Annotated in this window: 10 protein-coding genes; 1 reads left to right on the top strand and 9 read right to left on the bottom strand. The window is 25.5% G+C overall.

The window, feature by feature from the left end:
- Window positions 1-13: 13 nt before the first annotated feature.
- From pip to V2E24_RS01495, 3 genes are read right to left on the bottom strand one after another with little or no spacing between them, the layout of a single operon-like run.
- Window positions 14-949 (bottom strand): prolyl aminopeptidase, encoded by a 936-nt coding sequence (gene pip / locus V2E24_RS01485; RefSeq protein WP_330500662.1) that lies wholly within the window; start codon window positions 947-949, stop codon window positions 14-16.
- Window positions 936-1,766, bottom strand: a complete 831-nt coding sequence (locus V2E24_RS01490; RefSeq protein WP_330500663.1) for an alpha/beta hydrolase — start codon at window positions 1,764-1,766, stop codon at window positions 936-938. The genes pip and V2E24_RS01490 overlap by 14 nt, the downstream gene beginning before the upstream one ends.
- A complete protein-coding gene (locus V2E24_RS01495; RefSeq protein ID WP_330500664.1) occupies window positions 1,766-2,746 on the bottom strand; it encodes a lipoate--protein ligase in 981 nt (326 codons plus the stop codon). Before V2E24_RS01495 ends, V2E24_RS01490 begins: the two co-directional genes overlap by 1 nt.
- Before the next feature lie 78 nt (window positions 2,747-2,824).
- Between V2E24_RS01495 and V2E24_RS01500 the strand changes: the two genes are divergently transcribed.
- Complete coding sequence (locus V2E24_RS01500; protein ID WP_330500665.1) at window positions 2,825-4,813, top strand: class III lanthionine synthetase LanKC N-terminal domain-containing protein; 1,989 nt, start codon at window positions 2,825-2,827, stop codon at window positions 4,811-4,813.
- Between the two features lie 29 nt (window positions 4,814-4,842).
- Here V2E24_RS01500 and V2E24_RS01505 read toward each other — a convergent pair whose 3' ends face one another.
- From V2E24_RS01505 to V2E24_RS01530, 6 genes are all read right to left on the bottom strand, one after another.
- Window positions 4,843-6,015: a trigger factor-related chaperone gene (locus tag V2E24_RS01505; protein WP_330500666.1), complete on the bottom strand. Its 1,173-nt coding sequence runs from the start codon at window positions 6,013-6,015 to the stop codon at window positions 4,843-4,845.
- Window positions 5,999-6,475, bottom strand: coding sequence for a hypothetical protein (locus V2E24_RS01510; RefSeq protein ID WP_330500667.1), 477 nt, complete (start codon window positions 6,473-6,475; stop codon window positions 5,999-6,001). The genes V2E24_RS01505 and V2E24_RS01510 overlap by 17 nt, the downstream gene beginning before the upstream one ends.
- A gap of 253 nt (window positions 6,476-6,728) precedes the next feature.
- Complete coding sequence (locus tag V2E24_RS01515) at window positions 6,729-7,586, bottom strand: HAD-IIB family hydrolase (RefSeq protein ID WP_330500668.1); 858 nt, start codon at window positions 7,584-7,586, stop codon at window positions 6,729-6,731.
- Window positions 7,587-7,588: 2 nt separating this feature from the next.
- Window positions 7,589-9,055, bottom strand: coding sequence for a lysine--tRNA ligase (gene lysS / locus V2E24_RS01520; RefSeq protein WP_330500669.1), 1,467 nt, complete (start codon window positions 9,053-9,055; stop codon window positions 7,589-7,591).
- A gap of 153 nt (window positions 9,056-9,208) precedes the next feature.
- The gene (locus V2E24_RS01525; protein ID WP_330500670.1) at window positions 9,209-10,144 is read right to left on the bottom strand and encodes an ABC transporter ATP-binding protein; all 936 of its coding nucleotides are present in this window, start codon (window positions 10,142-10,144) and stop codon (window positions 9,209-9,211) included.
- Window positions 10,144-17,979: an FtsX-like permease family protein gene (locus tag V2E24_RS01530; RefSeq protein ID WP_330500671.1), complete on the bottom strand. Its 7,836-nt coding sequence runs from the start codon at window positions 17,977-17,979 to the stop codon at window positions 10,144-10,146. Before V2E24_RS01530 ends, V2E24_RS01525 begins: the two co-directional genes overlap by 1 nt.
- Between the last annotated feature and the right edge of the window lie 274 nt (window positions 17,980-18,253).

The raw sequence follows: 18,253 nt of genomic DNA on the forward strand, positions 1-18,253 counted from the left end.
GTTGGTAACAACTTTATTTTTTCATTAACTTTATCTCGTCCATAATATTAGTTAACTCGTCAGCAATATTAACTTCAAAGGCGCTGTGAGCTGCTATAACAAAGCGTAAATCGATATTTGGCTTCATTTTCTTAAGATCTCATGCTGCGCTCGGTAAACAAACATTATCAAATCTTCCGTGCACAACTCAAGTAGGTATATCTTTAATTGCATCAATTTTTTCTAATATTCAATTATCTGTTTCAAAAAAACAATTGTGATAGAAATAATAAGCTTCTAATAAGGCCATTTGGTAAATATCTTTATTACTTTCTTTTGTAAGTCTGGTTCTCATGTATGAAGCTGCTTTTTCAATTGAAGTAAAGTGTCTTGCAGCCGCGATTCTGTCTTTATTTGAACCATTAACAAGTGCTTTATAATATTTTTCGATATTTGAAGAACCTTTAATAGGATCGATATAATCAGAGTATTTATCATAAAGTTCTGGGTAAATTTCACCAACAGGACCTTCATATAGATAATTTATATCTTTAGGACGGCATAAGAAAATACCTCTTAATACTAATTTAGAAACGTTTTCTGGGTAAGTTATCGCATAAACTAAACTTAATGTTGAACCTCAACTACCCCCAAATAAAATAACTTTTCCTAAGTTGAATGTTTTTCTAATTGTTTCAATATCTTCAACTAACTCTCAAGTGTTGTTTTCTCATAATTCAGCATAAGGGGTGCTTTTACCACAACCTCTTTGATCAAATCTTATTATTTTATAGTACTCTGGGTCAAAAAAACTTCTTGATGCTTCGCTAGAACCAGCACCTGGACCACCATGCACAAAGATAACAGGTATTCCATTAGGGTTACCGCTAACTTCAACATAAATTTTATGAGGATGAGTAACTTCAATAAATCTCTCTTCTATTATTTTATGATTTTTATATTTTTTCATAAACATCCTTATTGGTATCATTTATTATTTTAATAATTGAATTTTTAACAATATCTTCAGCTTCATAAACTAATGCGTGACCTGCATTAGGAATGCAAACAATAGGTATATCAAAGTAATTTTGTTGTATATTTTCTAAAGAATCTAAAGTTACGTAATTGTCGTTTAAACCTGTAATTATGGTATATCTGTTTTGGTTAAAAAATTCTCTTATATATGAATGAAGATAAAACTCATTTAAAATTTCTTCATTTACCATTTTTGCAAAGTATTTACGTCTTAAAGGTTGTCTGTTCAAAATATTAGACGCTATTTTTTCTAAATTATTTTGACTCGCTTGTGGTATTTTGTAAAAAAGGTTAATATAAGATTCTTTAGCTTCTTCTAAATTATTTGGCAGTAGTCATTTTTTTAAATTTTCGTAATTTAAAAATGAATCGACTAATAAAAAATTAAATGGCGAAAGCAAAATAGCATGTTTAACTTTAAGTGAATTTTTTAGACAATATAACGCGCTAGCACTTCCTAAAGAATGACTAACAAGATAAATTTGCTTTTCATCCTTAAGAACAGTGTCTACAAATGATAATGCAACATGTTGAAAATCTTCAATTTTTATGTCAGATTTATGTGAAATACTTTTAGAACAACCTGGAAAATCTATCGCCGCACTTCTATATTCTTTAGCGTTAAATAATCTTGTAAAAGTTCTTAATGAATCATCAAAACCATGAAGAAATAAAACTAGTGGTCTGTTATCAAATTGATCTTCGTAAATATAATTTATTTCGAAATCACCAATTTTCAATTGATTCATTAACCAAAAACCAATTCTAATATTTCTCTTTTTTCAATTCCACCAAAATATTCTTCTAGTTCGAATCTTTCAAGTATTTTTGTAAATTCTTCTTTATTATACTCGCAACCAATAAGCGCCTTTTCAACATCACTAACGTCTTTTTTACTTAAAAAATCACCTTCAAAAACTATATTATCAATTATGTTATGCTCAACATTTATCTTTACGCTTAAAATTCCGCCATTAAATTTAGCTGTACTTTGAGCTGAAAAATCGGCTTTTTTATTATATATTCATTCATTACTTTTTCTTAGTTCAATAAGCTCTTTTAATTTTGATTGGTACTTATCTAAAGGTAACTCTTCATATGTTGCTTTATTATTTTCAACAAAAAATTTAATTAATTTATCTATAAATTCATTAACATCCATAGAATAGTCTAATTCTTTAGCTATATTAGTAACTCTTTGTCTTACTGATTGGATATTTTTGCTTTGGAACTTCAATTTAGAAGGATTTAATGCATTTGACAATTTAGTTAAATCAACATCAAAAAGCAATGTTCCGTGACTGACAATTCTGTTTTTATAAATAAATTGTGCGTTACCACTTATTTTAGCTCCGTTACATAAAAGGTCATTTCTACCATGAAATTCCGCTTTTAACCCAAGTGAGTTTAAAAATTCGATAATTGGGTTTAAAAATCTTTTATATCCACTTTTTTTATTGTAATCAGTTATAAAACTAAAATTAACATTACCTAAATCATGGTAAACTGCCCCACCACCACTTACTCTTCTGGCTAATTCAATGTTGTTTTGGTCAATATAATCTTTTTTAATTTCTTCGTAAGCGTTTTGGTTTTTACCGATGATAACAGCGTTATTATGTTGATAAATATATAAAATATCACCCTTCATATCAGGGTCGCTAACTAAACATTCTTCAATACTTAAAGTTACATAAGGAGATGTATTTTCACATTTAAAAATTTTCATATTGTAATTATAAAGATTATTTTTAAATAATGATAAAATTCCCGCAATTTACTATAATTTTAACTATAAAGAGGAAATATGTACACACAAACAATCGATAAAAATCAACTTTCAGACAAGAATATGTTTGAAGACCAAAACAGAATTTATTACCTTAAATCAAAAAATAAAGAGATCGGCAACAAATGAAAAATTTATATTAGTGCAAATTTAGATAATGCCCCATATATTATTAAAAGAGTGTTTGACTACATCAAAAACAAAGAGTATGATTTTAGTTTTTTTAAAAATCCGGATATTTTTAAAAAAACAATAACTGATGATTCTCCTAAAAAAAGAAATGGAGAATTAATAACAATTTACACTAACGAGCAGCAAAATACAATTAATGTGTTGTCAGATTTATACAAAATTTTACAAGGCTATGAAGGTATAAAAATAGATGATGTTCATGATTATCAAGATTCGCAAGTGATTTTTTATGAATATGCTAATCTAGGTAAAAGTTTTGATCTTTTTCCTAAAAATCCACGGATAATTTACAAAGATAAAATAAATAATGAATACGAAATTACAAAAGTTATTTCAGAAAATATCAGCACTTGTGTTTACGAAGCTAAAAAAGATGATGTAACATACATTTTAAAAAAAGCTAAAAAATTCACTTACGACTACACAGGTTATCTAGCTAGTGATTCACTCTTAAGAGGGATGAATAATTACACTCAAAACAGAAAAAAAGAACACTATCCACAATTTATTGATAATTTTTGATGAGATGATGATTATTATACAGTTTGACAAAAAATGAGTGGTTATAACTTAAAGGACTATATTTATGATGAATCAGGAAATATAGATCAGCAAAAACTTTATCAAATTGTGATGAAGTTAATCGATTTTTACGATTATAACAACACCAATTTTTCATTAAATGACCATAGTATAGATAACTTTTTATTCAATGATAAAAACAACATTATTTATTTTACTAAATTAGAAACTTGTTACACTTCAACAATGCCAGAATACATTTATTTTGAAAAAAATCCACTTAAAACAAAACCTAATTCAACATTTTTAACAATTAACAACAAAAAAGATAAAATCTGATTTCACGATGATCAAGAAAAAGTTAAATTTGGTTTATTAATAATTGATTTAATTTCTGGTATTTCTAAAACCTTGGACTACAACAAAAATATTTATTTAGTTTTAGAACAATTTAAAAATTATATTCTTGATAATGATTTAAATTATGGTTACTATGAAGTGGCAAACGATTTAACAACTGTTCAGAAAAATAGTTATTATCAATTAAGACAAAAAATAAACAAATATTTAACTAAATCACCAACCAAAGAACCAACACCAAAAATTAATTATTTACCTGTTTTACAGTCTTTTTTATCAAAAATAAATGAAGATAAAAATGATTATTCTTTATATAATTTATATCTTTGTTTAACAAAGAAAAAGACATTATTTGGGCCTAAAATAATAGTATCTAACGACAAACCAACAAATATTGATAAATTAATTATTAATAAAAATCAAGTTAATTTAATATTTGGAAATAACTTAAATAAGTTATTCAGCATCGTTTTTGACAAAACCTCTTCAATAAGTGATATAAATGAAGAAATTAAAAAAATATTACAAAATAATAGAGTAATTTACCAAGGTCAATATTTTTTAAAAGATAATAATGATAAATACGAAAATAGCTTATACAACGGTAGTGCTGGTTTAGTATTAATTCTCTTATACTTAAAATTAAAATTTTCTCTAAAAGAATATGACCAAGTAATTATCAATATCTCAAAAGCATTAATTAAATCTCAAAATACTAACTTGTCTTTTAAAAATGGAAGAATAGGAATACTTTTTGTTTTATTTATGGTTAATCAACACTTACAATTATTTACCAAATCTGATTTTATTAACTTTATTAATCAATTTAAATATTTTGTAAGCCCTGAAGAAGTACTTAATGACGAAGAAGGTAACATTTGAGAGGATAATTTATCAGTGATAACACTCAAAGACCTTTTAAGTAAAATTTAAAAACACAGCTTAGTGCTGTGTTTTTTTGGTTAATCTTTAAAGTATTTATTAAAAATTTCTGGTTTGGATTTTTTAAGATAATATAAAGCAACTTTACGATTAGTTAAAACTTCAACTATTTTACCAAGTGAAATATTAGCTTGATTTCTTTCATTTAAAGGTATAAAACTTAAAAGCATTCTATATTCGGCTTCAATCTCTGGATTTGTAACCTCAATTTTCAATTTCCGCGGAATAAAAATATTTAAGAATAATTCTTTAAAACTTTGTTCTCTTTGAGCTTTTATTTTTGGTAATTCTTCTAAATAAATTTTTTGGACAGCTTCTTCTTCAACAGGTGCTCCAATATTTTTAAAATATTGTCTAATTTGTTCTTTTAAAGCTTCGTATTCACCTAACATTAACTCTTCAGGAACGCTGGGTAATTCCATATTTTTGACAAAATATTTAATTATTAAATTTTTGTATTCTGCTAATTCCCTAAAAAATAATTGTTCTGTGACCACTTTAATAATATATTTTTTAGCATCTTCAACATTTTTAATGCTATCGATGTTTATATATTTAACAGTTTCATCATTAATAGGCATTAATTTAGTTGTTTTTACTTTTTGAATTGTGTAGTGTTTTTGATCAACTATTTTAAAATCGCCAGCTTTCATACCTTTAACAACTTCATAAAGATCAGATTGAGGATTCATTTCAATATTTAGTGTTTTTTCAACCTTTTTATTTTCGTCAAAAACATTTAAAGTTACTATATCACCATCAATAATTGGATCTGTAGAATCAATTTTAAAATTATATTCACTCATAAAAGATTCAATAAAAGGTTTCACGTTCGGATCATCTTCTAAATCATCTCTAAATGGAATGTCTAATTTTACATCGACATTAAATCTATCTAAATCATCAATATAATGAAATTTTAATAAAGCACTACATTCCTCAAGATTTACTTTTACATCTGTAACAAGCGGACTAAAGTAACATCTACTAAAATCACTAGAAAACTTTTTAAAATTTTCGGCTACTTTAGATCTAACAAATAAATCCGCAGCATGATTTAAAATATCTTTTTGATCTCATTTTTTATCTGTGGCGTTTGCCTTTAAATCGTCTAAGGCTTGTTTTTGAAATTTCATTCACTCATCTGTGTTTGAAACTACTTTTAAATCATAAAATTTATTGTCTTGATTCATTGAATCCTCCTAATACAGTGTTAAATTCGCTTTTTTGTGTACTATCGATCATTCTATATAAGACACTAACAAAAAAGAAAAAAGGTTCATTAACACTTATGCTCTCACCTGATAAATCCATAATACTATAAATACCACCGCTAAAAATTAAAGTTTTTACAAATAATTTTTCAATTATTTGTCTTGAAATATTAGGATTATTATTCATGTATGCTACATGTTGTTTAAAATACTTTAACAAATCTACAACATCTAAAGTTAAATAATTTTCTATTTTAGAGTTTGATATTTTAAAAAGAGTATTTATGTTAATCGCTTCATAGTGGCTTAAAATATTTAAATAATCCACTTTTATGCCTGTTTTCAAGGTATTTTGGTTTAAAGTTGTTATAAAAGCATATACTAAATAACCATATAAAATTAAACCAATACCTAAACTTACACTCGATGTTATTATCATCTCTTTTGAGTTAGAAAATAACGATAAAATAAATGAAGTTATCCCAAAAACTAGGTTAATAGAAAATAAAAAAATAAAATGTTTAATGAAGTATTTATAAATTATTCGAGACATTTTTGTTGTTAATTTAATTGAGAATAACTCAAAATTACGAATTATACCTTTTTGAAATTTTAATATTCACTTTACATTAATATAAAAAATGAATATTTCAAAAATTAACAAACAAGCAAAAAAGATTATTACAAAATTATTAATCATTTGAGTTTGTCATTAACTTTTCTAATGTTTTACCGATTGCGTCTGTGTTATGATCGCCAATTATTTCATCAGCTACATCTTTTGCCTCTTGGGTTGAATTACCCATTGCATAACCTCTTAAAGCTTCTTCAATCATGTGTACATCATTACCGCTATCACCAAAAGCTATTAAATCATCTTTAGTTTTGTTGAGCGATTTTAATAAATATTCTAATCCATTAAATTTTGTTGCACCCTTAGGATTTATATCTGTATAAACCCCATTTGTTAAAAATACTGAGTGCGTATCTTTTATGTTCTCTCTTACTATATCAGTGATTTTAGCGGCGATATCAATAGGATTTCTTAGTGCAATTTGTGTTATTTTCACACCTGGTGTGTAAACAATTTTTTCAATTTCTTCTAAAGTATATTTATTCAAAATGTTCATATCCATAACTTTTGAAGCTGTTAATCAATCAGGTAACTCACCATTTGATTTGTGAGGTAAAAAAGTACCGTTATATTTTGCTGTATCAACAGTTAAAACTAAATCATGTTTTAAAGCTAAATCTTTCATTAACTCAAAAACTTTTGGATTAACTGTCCCTAGTAATGTTTCTTTTTTGTTTTTAATGTCATATATTAATGCACCATTAGAACAAATAACATAATCAAAGTCATCAAAAATTCCTTCTTTAATTAAAGGTAAAACTTTTTGTAAACCTCTTCCGGTCGCTATAACATTTGTTGTATTAAATTCTTCTTTTGCTTTTTTAAGCATTTTTTGTGTGAAAGGATGAATTAAATTTTGTTGAGTTAACAATGTTCCATCTAAATCTGAAGCTATAACTTTATTTTTTAGATTCATAGTTATTTTTTACGTTTCATTGTTGGGAACAATAAAACATCTCTAATAGAACTTTTTTCAGTTAATAACATTGTTAATCTATCAATACCAATTCCACATCCACCCGCAGGAGGCATACCATATTCAAGCGCTTCCACAAAATCATAATCAATGTCACTAGCTTCGTCATTACCAGCATTTTTTTCTTCCAATTGTTTTTCAAAACGCTCTAACTGATCAATAGGATCGTTAAGCTCAGTATACATATTAGCGTATTCTTTAGTGTTAATAAATAATTCGGCACGCTCAACAAATCTAGGATCTGAACCTTTTGCTGCCAATGGTGAAATTTCAATTGGGTGCCCGTATACAAATGTTGGTTGAATTAGTGTGTGTTCAATTAATTCTTCAAATAATTCATTGACAATATGACCTAATGTAAAGTATTTTTCTACTTTAACATGGTGTTTTTTAGCAACTTCAATAGCTTCTTCTAAAGAAATCTCTCTAAAGTTAACTCCTGTAGCTTCACTTACTGAGTCTACCATATCTAAACGTTTAAAAGGTTGTGTTAAATTGATTTCAACCCCGTTATTTATAACTGTTTCTTTATTTAAGTTTTTAGCTAAACGTTTAAATAACTCTTCGGTACGATTCATCATACCTTCTAAATTTGAATAAGCTTCATAAAATTCGATAGAGGTAAATTCAGGGTTATGTGTTGTGTCAATCCCTTCATTTCTAAAAATTCTTCCTATTTCATAAACTCTATCAATACCACCAACTAATAATTTTTTAAGCGGTATTTCAGTAGCTATTCTTAAAACAAATTCTTGGTCTAGTGCATTATGATGTGTTTTAAAAGGTCTGGCACTAGCACCTGATAAATAATCATGTAAGAAAGGAGTTTCTGCCTCAAAATATCCTAAATCATCAAAATATCTTCTGATTTGTGAAATGATTTTAACCCTTGTTCAAAATACATTTCTACTGTCTTCATTCATGATTAAATCAACATATCTGTGACGATATTTTTCTTCAACATCAACTAATCCGTGGAATTTATCTGGAAGTGGTTTAAGTGATTTACTTAACATTTTTATATCATTTGCTCTAACACAAATTTCGTTTGTGTGTGTTTTCATAACAACACCGCTTGCATAAATAATGTCTCCTAAGTCAAACTGTTCAACCATTTTAGCAAGTTCTGGATGTTCTTTTTTATTAAAGTAAATTTGAATACGACTATGAAAATCTTGTATTAAAATAAATGGACCTCTCATAGTCATAATTCTTCCGGAAATAGCAACATTGGCATTTTTTTCTTCTAATTCTTCTTTAGAAAAACTTGAATATTCATTTTTAATATCATCGCTGTATGAAATATTATTTAAGCCATAAGCTAGTTTATAAGCGTCAATTTTATTATCTTCGTAAAATTGCAGCTTATTGCGTCTAATTTGTTCTTGTTCACTATATTTTTTACTCATTTTTACTCCTGTTATTAAATTATATAATTTAATACAAAAAATAAAATTAGATTAACACCTCTTTTAAGGTTGTTAAAATTTATTTTAACTTCGCATTTATTTATTGTTTTAATATTTAAAAAAGACACTTTTAGTCAAAAGTGTCTTTTTAATTTAAATTTCTATATATTTAGGATGAACTCTTTTTTGGTTAACTTCAATTTTACTGATGTTTCCTTCGTTAACATAAATAATTCTATCGGCCATCGGTTTAATTACTGGGTTGTGGCTAACCATAACGATTGTTGTGTTGTTTTTTTGGTTAATATTATATAAACTTTCTAAAACTATTTTTGTGGTGTTTTCATCTAAAGCACCTGTTGGTTCATCAGCGAAAATAATATCCGCATTTTTTGCTAGCGCACGTAAAATTGAAATACGTTGTTGCTGCCCTCCGGACATTTGGGCAGGAAATTTATCTTTAATATTTTCGATTTCGTATTCTCTAAAAAGTTCATTTATATCAATTTTTTTAGATTTGTCTTTTTGTAAATAACTACCTGTTTCGACATTATCATATCCGCTTAAGTGTTGTAAAAGGTTATAACTTTGGAAGATAAAAGAAACGTATTTTCTTCTAAATTTAGTTAATTGATCATCACTTAAATACGGCAAGTTATGATCAAAAACCACAACTTGTCCTTTACTTGGTCTATCCAGTCCGCTAATTAAATTTAATAAAATACTTTTTCCGCTTCCTGATTTACCAAAAATAATGATTATTTCACCTCTTTTAATTGATAAATTAACGTTTTTAAGAACTTTAGTTACTTTATTACCGCTTAAATAATATTTTGAAACATCTATAACATCAACTATATTTGACTCGGTATTTTTTAAAGAATAATTTTGGTCTTTTTTTCTTTTAGTATTAGTAGCTTTTTTAAGTTTACGTACAATGCTGTTTTTGTAAGTAGCTTCGTATGAGTGTTCATCGTTTTCAATATAGTCAAAAACATTTCTTGAAGTTATAATTTTAAAATTGTTTTTGTTTGCAACTTTATCGTCACTACTCTTTTTTACTAATTCTTCTAATTGATTTTTCTTCATTATTTACCTTTCAATAGGTCGATAGCTTTGATTTTATTGATATGTCATCATGAGTAAGCACTTGTTATAGCGAATACTAAAAATACTATAATAAAGGTTAATCCGACATTTAATGCAGTTAATGAAATAGGCAATGCTATACTTGCGATCGCAATAAGCAAGGCACTAAAGGCATTTATTATTAATAACGTGAATGGTATAGCTAAGAATATACTTATCAATATAAAAGGTAAGAATATTGAGAAGAATATCTTAACTTTCTCTTTTTGGGTATATCCTAAAATTGTTAAAATAGCAATATTTTTTTCGTTTTCAGCAACAATAATATTAGATAAAACAACCAAAATAATAACTGTAACTGATAAAGTTAAAATAACTATAGCCGTAACAATTTTTTCGACAGTTTGAGAAATTGTTTTAGTATAACCAATTTCAATGTCTCTTGAATCAATTTTATTAGCAGTTGGTATTAATAATTTATTATCATACACTTGCGCAAATTTATTAATATGAGTTTCAGGATTAGTTAAACCATTGCTATAAACATCTTCATAAGTGTTATTTGGGTTATTGCTTAAGAAGTTTTTGATTTCTTCTAAAGAAAAGCCTGAATTTACCATTGATCCGTTTTTACCAAAAATATTTTCATAAACTTCTCTTTTATCTTGCATATCAAAACTAGATACATCAAAACTACTTAAAGCTGGTCAGTATCCACTTATACTATATAAACTTGTACTTCCGGCTAATTGTTTAGCGTCAGCTGATGTACTTAAAATTCCGTTAAACACTTCATTATCTTTATAATTAAGTTTATTTAAGCCTGTAATTTCATCAGCAAATTTTTTCGCTGTTAAAAATTCAACATTAATATAAGTTGGATTTATTCCAATAACTTTAAATGTAACTTTGTGTTCTATATTTTTGTCTAATAATTTATTTCTATATCTATCAATGTTGTTTGTTATTTTTAATTCAAATTTAGAACCTACACCAATGTTAAATTTCTTTTGAGCAACAACATTAATAACAACTGGTATAAATTCATCTTTTGTTTGTTCATATTTAATATCATTAAGTTCTTTTAATCAATCTTGATTATCATTTCCAATTAACTTAACCATTTTTGAATCTGGTTTGTAACCGTAAATATTAATTATTTCATCTTTTTTGTTAGCTCCACTTATGTAAGTATAAACTTCATCAAATTCTTTGTTGAAGTAAATACCACCAAAACTAATAAAGAATTCACTAAAGTCGCCTCTATCGTGCATTTTTTTGTAACCATCTAATAAGAATTTTCTGTATTCATTTCTATATTTAGATGTTGTTATTTCATTGTTTTTTCACTGTTTTAAATCGTGATCATAAGTGAAATAAATAAATTTAGATTTTGTTATTTCGACTTTATTTGGTACATAAGCAAAGAAGTTTAATCCTTCTGGTATTTTGCTAAAGTCAATTTTTGTTGGATCTTCACTTGAATAAACTACACCTTCTTGTGTTTTAGTTAATTCATAACCTACTTTATCACGAATTTGATTGATTCTTGCTTTTTGCGAATCAGGCATCGAATTATATGCAATGCTTCATGGATCAATACTTATTGGCCCGTCTATTTTAACGTTGGGGCTAAATTGACTAATAATATGTGATGTAAATTCATCTGGGTAACCATTAGCACCTTCAAAAGCATTAATAACACGTGAATTACCAGGTTTAAAGTAATCATAAAAATTACGTTTGGCTTCAACAATATTTCCTAATGGGAAATATAAAGAATTTTCTAATTCACTTGCGTTATACCTGTGAATAGCTCCACCCTCATAAGTAGGAGTTTCTAAATCATATTTAAAAATATAAGATCTGTTTTCGTATGTTTTATCAACACTTTGAGTGAAAACATTAAAAGTAGAAAGTCCAAAAATTATTGTAAAGCTTGTTAAAATAATCGAAACTGAAAAACTTACTAATTTTCAAAAACTATTGAAAAATAATGATGCAGCAAATCTGGTTTTAACATTTTTCTTGTTAAACTGTTTTTGATAAATTGTTTTAAAATTACCAATCTTAATATCTGCTTGACCACTCATTAAATCAATTGACTTATGTTTAAGAGATATTAGTGAAATTAAAACTATTAATATTGACATCCCTAAGAATGGGAATAAAACAGTTAAAAAGAAACTTAAAATAGTGAAATTAACTGTTTCGATTGGTAATGTTCAATAATCGCTTAAGGCAGTCATAGCTGGTCCGTGTAATCCAAATCCAACTAAATAACCCGAAACTCCACCAATAAGCGCTGTAAAAAAGGCGAATACGGTAAATGATAATGATATCTGCAACCTTGAGTAACCTTGCGCTAGTAAAATACCTAAAACTTTGTTTTTATTACTGATATATCTTTTTACTATAAATGTAATAGACGAAGCAATTAAAACAATTAAGATTAATAAAAGTATAGTAGTAATACTAATAACAGATTTTAATAAACCTTCTATAACAGTGATTCTAAGCGATCTTTCAGGATTTAATAAATCAAGTTCATTATACCCAAAAACCCTTTCAAATCCTCCATTATCACCAGTAGCTTGGAAAACATAATCTTTTAATGTGTTTTTAATTTCAGCTGGGGTTTCAGATTTTAACGAATCTGTTTTAAGTAATAAATACTCTTTAACATTATTACCTTGGTATGAATATCTAACTCTATCAAAACCTTGTGTATTAACATAAACTATTGCTTGATCTTGTGTATTTACTTGAACATTAGCTTCATCAACGACTGGATATAAATAATCAGCTGTGATATCTTCACCAACAATAATAAATTTAATTCCATTTACATCAATTAAATATTCTTGAGGAATATTTCTTAATAATTTTTCAATTTCATAAGGATCATTTGGAATTAAACCATCATATATTTTTTTGTGATTTTTAAATAAATATGCATAATTAACTCTCGCTACATATGAACTTGGTGAGTTAATTTTAATAAAATCATCAAAGAATTTTAAATCAGTAATTTTATTTATTACCTCAATAATAAATTTGTTTAAATCTATATCAAAAAACTTATAACCATTTGGTCTTTCGCTGGCTTTCTTTGATAAAAACTCAAGAAAATTATGATCGATTGTTAGATACTTAATATTTTCTGTATTATTACTAAACTCAATAGCGTGTGATTTACTAAATGAATTAATTCATTCATAAAATAAATTATCATCACTCTTAATTAAATTTTCATAGTTAATTGTTTTATTTACAAATAAACTCGCTATATTCGCTTTATTTTTATCACCACTATTAACTCCATTAGTATCACTAACTAATCATAAAATTAAGTCAGGCATAAAACTTAAACTAATAGGATTAAGCAATAAATCAATTTGAATAAATGAATTTATTTGTTTAGAAGGTTTTAAGTTACTTGTAACAATAGAAAATAACTCAACATTATCTTTGAATGTTTGATTATTATTTAAACTATTAATAAAATTAAATGCCACTTGTGAATAAAGACCTTTAAAATCAGAATTTAAACCAAGATTATTTAATTCATTTTCAGTGAAATAATAGTATTTATTAGAATGATTTGCTAATGCTAGCATATCAGAAATAGTTTTTTTATTATCTTCAATTCAATCTTTGAAAATTGAGTGTTTTTTAACAAAATCATTCAATTCTTTATTTGTGTATTGATTATTTTCGTCTTTTTTGAAGAAATTAATCATAGCCATAAAAGGATCGGCGATTGATCTAGTTAAATAAAAATCTGTTTGTTCGTGTAAAGGTAAATTATTTGTTCTTGAATCAAATAATTTAGCATCATTGTAAAATGAAGTTACATTTTTGTTATTAGCCAATTTTAATAAATCAATTGCAAAATTATATTTTTGTTCTCAACTTACTTCAGTTTTTAAAGCAAAAATATCACTAAAAATTGATAGCAGTGGGAAAATCTGCTCACCTAATTTATAACTACTTACATCTTTGTTTACAACAAGAGTTTTTAGCACTTTGTGAATTTGATTTCAAATACTATTAGCTTGTGTGTTTTCAAAATCTAAATAAAGATCTGCTAAATTACCTAAACTTAAGTGTTCATTTAAATTATGACCTTTGTTTGGGTCAAATTTAAAAATATCAAATAAATTAATTAACTCTTGATATCTTTGGTCAATTAATTCTTTAGTACCTTTATTTTCTTCGTTAATTTTATAAAAATTATTAAGTATTAATTTATTTTCATAATTAAACGAATCATAGTCATAATAACCTAAATTATCAATTATTTGTTTGATTTTAGAGATTTTTAAAAGTGTGTTAACTATATATGAATCTGATGCTTTATTAGTATTATCGTTTGTATTAGAATCTACTTGCGTAGATTCAGTTTCATTTTGTTGATTATTTGGTGCGCTTAGTATTGATAAAAAGTCGTAAAAATCTAATTTATCTTCATCGGGTGCAGGAAGAGAAAAGTTTAAATTTTCATTAACTTTTAAAACATAACCTTTGTCTGATAAGTTTAAAATTTTTACTAATTCATTTTTTAGTGTTCTATCGCTTCCAGAATTTGAAAATAATGCAATTAATAAATTTTTAAAAATATCATTAGAATTGAAATCAAATTTATTAGTTATTTTAGCTTCTTCTAGTTGATTAATAATAGGTTTAGTAAATTCTTTGAAATCTAAATAATTAACAAAATATTTAACACCATTTAAAATATTGTCATAAGCTTTTTCTGGTTCATTTTTATAAGCATTTAGTTGTATAAATATTTGTTTAAAACCTTCTCTTAAATTATCAGGTAGTAAGTTAAAAATTAAATTTACTATGCTGTTTTTGTTATCAACGTTTAATATTATATTTTTGTCTAATAAATCAATAATATTATTGATTGATTTTTTAAATTGATTTTGATCGATATTATCAACAATTAAAATCAATATTAAATTAGGTGCAATCGAACCTTTTTTAAATATTGGCAGTTTTTGATACTCTTTGTATTTTTCGCTAAAAGTTTTAAAATCAACACTTAAAATCAAATTACCAATTTCTTTTATTGATTGTCTTGGATTTTTACTTGAATTAACTAGTAAATCTAAGTCTATAAAACCTGGAATATCTACTCCAGCAAAATCTTTTAAGAAATCAACTAAGTTTTGCAATTGATCTCTAAGTCATTTTCTCTGTTCTGTATCATCTAAAGAAACTGTCGAATATCTTTTCTCAATATTTGAGAATAATTCAGAAATAATTAAAGGTAAATAATTACCATTTTCACTATGTGTTAAGTTATAAATAACATCATAACCAATTAAAGGTAATATAGATAAATCAATTAACCCTGAACTTAAAAGTCCGCTTAAATTGTTATCTTCGCTAGCTTTTTTACCAGCTTTCATTATTTCAGAAATACTTTCTTTTGATAAGTATCCTTTTTTGTGTAAGTCACTCTCTAATAAAATTGACTCAACAGTATTCATTAAAAGATTTAAAGTATTGTAATTGATAGCTTCATTAACAATATCTGTTGAAATTTCTCTAAAACCTAATTTTAAGCTGTGTAAGTGTGAAAAATCACGATTAACTTCTGCTCAAGCTTGTGTGTTTAACGATTTAATTTTTATCGTTCAATTATTATTTAATAAAAGCTCAAAAATCTCTTTGGAATTATAATTAGGTTTATTTAAATTAGGTATTCTTAAGTTTTCTCAGTAGCTATTTGGATCATCTACCGAACCAACGCTTTTTACTAAATAGATTTCATTATCATTACGTAAATAAAGACCATATGAATTCGGAATATTTATTTTATCTAAATTATTTTCTTCATCTTCTATATAGTCGCTTAAAAGAAGAATTTTAGCATTTTTAAATACATTAACACTATTAACAGAAGGATCCTTAATATTAACTAAACCATAACGAATATCAAGTTCTAATATTTTAGAATCGGTTGTAAAGTTAAAAGAAACTTCTTTAATAATTTCTTCTAAGATTTTTGGAGGCAATTGCTTTGTTCTAAAGAACTTATTATAATCTTCGAAATTTAAATAAAGAGGGTTTTTTGTATATTCTTGATCATAATTAAATAATCTACCAACGTTAATTTCTACACCATTAACAATATTTTCTTCATTACCAGTATCAACAAAATTAAAAACATTTCTCTTTGAAGAGTTTTGGTCAAAAGAATCAACTGTTATGCTCTTTCTATAACCTATATTTTCTGGACCAATTAATTTTTTAACTTGATCAATAATCAATTGTTTTGATATTTTTAGAGAATTAATTTTTATTTCATTGAAAACATCATCTTTTAGTCTTGAATTATTATAAATATTCAAAATTTTATCATTAGCTTCTTTTCTTTTGTCTTCGTCTTCTAAGTTAGATAATGATAAACCACTTATTTGTTCAATAGTTTGAGGCTCGTCCATTTTATAATAATCATAATCAAATGCAGGAATTTGTTTTTCTTTAGCAAAAATATTAACCTTAGTTTTTAAATCTTCCTCAATTAAAGGTGAATAAACACTGTCTTTTAATTCTTCTTTTATTTTTTGACCTTGATCATCATAAATTGTTAAATAATTCGCTGACTTAATTCTTCAAAAACTAAAATCTTTAATGTTAGCAGGGATTTCACCATTTTCTCTAATTAAATTTTCAATATAAATTTTGTAAGATCCTGTTCACTTGTCTTTGTTTTTGTCATCGTAAGTGATTTTATAGTTAAATCTTTCGTACTCTTTTTCATTTCTTTTTAAAGAAACTCAAGATTTAGGTATTTTTATAATTGTATCATCACCACTTATTTCATAAAAACCTTGAGAATCATAAATAATATCTTGATCATGTATTAAACTTAAATTTATGCTTTTTTTGATAGTTGATTTTAGTGGATTTGATTCATCTAAATCTATTATTTTTGATTGCTTAATTTTTTCTAAATTAATTAAATATTCATTACTATTATTTGTTTTATCAAAATTTAAAGCGGCTGCAAATTCGTTTAAATCTAATAGATAACCATAACCTTCAGTTAATCAAACCTTACCTTTTGAAATATCAAAAGTTGCTTCTTTAGTTTTTAAATTAATATAAACTGATGAAATTTGATCAGCGAAAGTTTTATTATCAAGAAAACTTAAATTCATTAATTCATTTAGCTTATATGAATCATCAAATGTAATTAAAGCGTCTTTGTTAAATGAATCTCTATAGTATATTTTTTTAAATTCATTATTATTGTTTTTCTCGTATAAACTGAATTTAACATTGTCACTTGTAATCATATAAGGATTATTAATGTCATCTAAAACAAATCTTAGCGCAATAGATTTGTTAGTACCGCTAGGGTTAATTGAGTAAAATTTTAAAAGTTCAGATTTTAAAATGTATTTATCTTTTAAATTTATATCATCTACATTTAAACGAGAAAGTTTAATAAAATCTTTATCTGGTTCATTATTTAAATTCAGTATTTTAGTTTCGTATATATAATCTTTGGGATCAAAATATAAAATCGGTTTATTGTAGTTTTGTGATACATTCTCAATATTTTGATCTAAATTATTTATATAGAAACCACCATTATAAGCATTACCGTTTGTCGGTAAATTTAAATCAATTGTAAAGTCTTGTAATTTTGATCTTTGAGTGTATTTTTTAAATTGTGTGCTCATTGACTTACTTACATCATACATAAGTGTAAAAACACCAGAAGTTAAAAATATCAGTAAAGTTAATCCTATTACTGAAACTTTAATTTTGCTCAATGATTTAAAGACTTCTTTAAATAATTTTCACATAATAAACCTCTTATTAAATTAATATTATTAATTTTACAAAAAAACAAAACTCATAATAATTTTGCAAAGTTATAAATTTAATTTATGATTCCGCCACTATTTTGCTGTATTTGACTATAAAACAGCTAAATAGATTATTTTATAAAATCTAATTTAAACCTTTTGTTATTAGACGTTTTAAAAAAACTTCAGATTAAAAAAGAAAAAACACCATTTTTGGTGTTTTTTAGATAATTGATTTTTTTAGATATTTTTTAATAAAAAGTAAAAGATT

The organism is Mycoplasmopsis ciconiae, assembly GCF_036350065.1.
GTDB lineage: Bacteria > Bacillota_I > Bacilli_A > Mycoplasmatales > Metamycoplasmataceae > Mycoplasmopsis > Mycoplasmopsis ciconiae.